Source organism: Methylobacterium indicum, assembly GCF_001043895.1.
In the GTDB taxonomy this organism is placed as follows: Bacteria; Pseudomonadota; Alphaproteobacteria; order Rhizobiales; family Beijerinckiaceae; genus Methylobacterium; species Methylobacterium indicum.
The window spans coordinates 1-3274 of the sequence record NZ_JTHF01000162.1 but is presented as its reverse complement, the minus strand read 5'-3'; the positions used below and the strand labels follow the sequence as shown (position 1 = coordinate 3274).

Sequence of the window (3274 nt, the reverse complement as noted above, 5' to 3'; positions counted from 1 at the left end):
TAGGAGAGTGTCGTTGCCGCCATTCGCGAAGACGTAATCGATGCCAGTCCCGCCGACGAACCGATCATCGTAGGCCGAGAGCCCCCATTGTTCGATAGAGACAAACGTATCGCCAGCGGCGTCTCCCGTGTTGTTGTCGGGGTTCAGCAAATCAACAACAATTGCTGAAGTTGCGGCGCTATAGTCGACGGTATCAAAGCCCTGTCCTCCATCATGACTGTCAGATCCGGCGCCGCCGACGAAAATATCATTCCCGTCAAGCCCGTCATATATGTCATCTCCGGCATCGCCAGTGAATTTATCATTTCCAAATCCCCCTGTCATAATATTAGATAGTGTATTACCAGTTCCTGTAAAATCCGAGTATCCGTCGTATGTAAGGTTCTCGACGTTGGTTCCAAGGGTATAGTTTTTAAGGTACGTCTTGACTCCATCAATGCCAGCATCAGCTGTTTCGAAAATCACATCACCATCCGAATTCGCGTAGTAGATGTCATTCCCGTTTCCACCGGTCATGGTGTCGTCTCCGCCGCCCCCGTCGAGAAGGTCGTCGCCGTCGTCACCACTCAGTTCGTCGTTGCCGGTACCACCATCTATCTGGTCGTCTCCCTCACCTCCATTAATCTTATCGTTCCCACCAGCCCCCTGCAGAATGTCATCCTCTCCGAGACCGTCAATGGTTTCATCTAGATCAGTTCCAACTATACGATCGCGCCCTGTATCCCCCCGGAGAAGCGTTGATGAGCCATCGGAGAATTTAAGTCTGATGCTCTCACGAGGAGCGACGAACGGCTGACCAGATTTCGCGATTTCGCTTTCGTAGCTCGATTTTGCGCCCGTATAGGCATCGATAGATCCTTGTTGGAAGGTTCCCCAGCTGTATTCTGGATCATAATTGGAGAACGACCTGGGGAGACTTTGGTCAGTGAATACTAATTCCCCTGTTGTCTGACCGGGAAGGCTGATACTGAAGTCACCAGCGACGCTGCCCGCTGTATCAAGAGTACCCCTAGCATAACCTAGGAATAAGCTGTCTCCTGAAGCAGTGGTGAGGACCATGTCGCCCGACCACGCCTCGACTTTTCTTTTTTCTTCCTTTCCAGAAACGTAAACAGTGAATTCATAGACGTCATCTAAGTGTCGATCCCATACAAATTGAACATCTTTTGATGTTAGATCCATAAATTTAACCCTGGTGATTCCAGAGCCAGAGTATTGATAACCTCCATTTGTTATTGTTTGCCGCTCGATATAGTCATGTCCCCATCCTGACGACAGTTGAATTTCAATGTCGGCAGGATTTCCAACCGGCATAAAATTCACGCGAAAATCATAATAATCATCGCCAGCTCCGCCGACAATTATGGCGTCGTTTTCTCCGCCTACAATATAATCTGAGTCTGCGCCGCCATACGCGTATTCCTTATCTGATCCGCTTTTTGATTTGGCGCCTAGGTCGATATAATCTGCGCCAGCCCCTCCATAAATGTTGTCGAAGCCTTTGTTACCAAAAATTTTGTTATTTGCTTCGTTGCCGATTAGAAAATCATCTCCACTTCCACCTCGGGCCTCCTCAATGATGGCCCCATTTGCAATTGTATAGCCCCCAGCAACACGATCGCCGCTTTTTGTGAGTACGGACGAGAAAAAACCTGCGGAATGATAATCCTTTCTTAGTATCTGATCCTGTGTCTTTTGGCTTAGTTTTGAAAATGATCCACTGTTTTTTACCTCGTCAAGAAGTTCTGAGAGAGATTTTGCATCGTTGTTCAAGTCGAGTGTCGCACTGTTCAGATTGACTAGAACGTTATTGGATCCATCATAGTGAATTTTATCGGTTCCGCCGCTGTCCCATATCGAGTAGTATGCTCGACCGACTGATATCGTCCCATCGTCGCCATTTAGGTCCAGAGCGGCAGATCTAGCATCTGTGAGGGCGTAAGCAGTGTCCGATGTATAGGTCGTTGCCGTGCCGTACATTCGCTGAAGCGCCGCAATGTCAAGGGCCATGGGCGTAACCGGGAGGCCATAGTCCGAATTGGCCTGGATCCCGTCTATCGTAGAGATGTCGTAAGACATCACTGTGCCGAGAGCGGTCCATGGCGGAGGTGAATTTTGGTCTGTGCCTACCGTATATAAATTGTTACGAGAAAATGGATGAAAAAGGCCGAGAGCATGACCTAATTCGTGAACGAAGGTGTAAAGCCGATCTGAACCACCCCCTTTCTCAGCCACAGTTTGCATCTCTGGTATGTTTGTGGCAAAGCCTGCATTCTGAGGATCGTTGTTAGGAAACCTCCAATATGCATATTCTTTATTGCCCGTATAATCTCCAACTAAATAATTTGCATCTATGTCATCATTGAATTCAAATTTAACTTTCGCATAACGTGAATACAAATTAGCTGTGTCTTGGATTTGCGATCGCCATTCTTGTGGTATTCCAGCATAGGCTGTTTCGTAGGTAGGGGACCAATTATATGTACTAAATCTATCTACTTCAGCCTGATTGTTGGCATCGAGAAAATTGACAGTTATAGTGCCTGACCAGACGCGAAATACTTTTCCTTCCAGGGGACGAAGGATTTCCAGGCCTGACGGATTTACATTCTGTGCGGTTGCCATGATCTTATCCTGTTTACGCGAGAATTGTGATTGATTAGATCTGTTTGTTTACTGTTCGAGCTGCTTATAAACTCCATTATCTGGAAGGTATTTATGATAAGCTAGTAGTTATTGGGTGATGAAGGTGCGGGTCGAGATCCTTGGTGGACGGCATGCTTCGATCATAGCTCCCAGGACGGCCTACTGCGCGTCGCTCAACGTTATCGCTCCCCGTATCCGAAAATGCCAGCGATATAGATTTGATTTAAAGCGCTAACTGATTTTAAATACATAAAATTTTACCCAATTTTTTTGGTAATTACATTGACATCAAGTATGGATCTTGGTCCTGCTTCCCTCAGGCGGTGAGTCCGGTCAGCCGATCATCTTCGGCTGCATGTCGCGGCTGGTCACGGCCACCCGGTCGCGTCCGCCCCGCTTGGCCGTACCCCTCAATTGTTATCCCTACTACGCTTCACAGTAGGAGTGAGGAGATTGGCTGTATTGGTCTCACCAGAAGACTTTATTTTCCTGGTGGAGCCTGGCGGTTTTTTAGCTGATTTTTGCAACGACGCGGCCAAGACCGACATAGTGTCGTCGTCCTTGGCCGCGGGTTCGGGTTGTTCCAGGATCAAGGGACGGCTTGGCGTCGCTAGTGCATTGACGCATT

1 protein-coding gene and 1 pseudogene are annotated in these 3274 nt (G+C 48.0%); both read right to left on the bottom strand.

Going from position 1 to position 3274, the window contains the following annotated elements:
- A pseudogene (locus QR78_RS34260) lies at positions 1–2625 on the bottom strand (M10 family metallopeptidase C-terminal domain-containing protein); the annotation flags it as partial.
- Between the two features lie 431 nt (positions 2626–3056).
- Positions 3057–3274 (bottom strand): hypothetical protein (locus QR78_RS35735; RefSeq protein WP_208993245.1); only part of this gene is annotated, 218 nt, incomplete at its 5' end.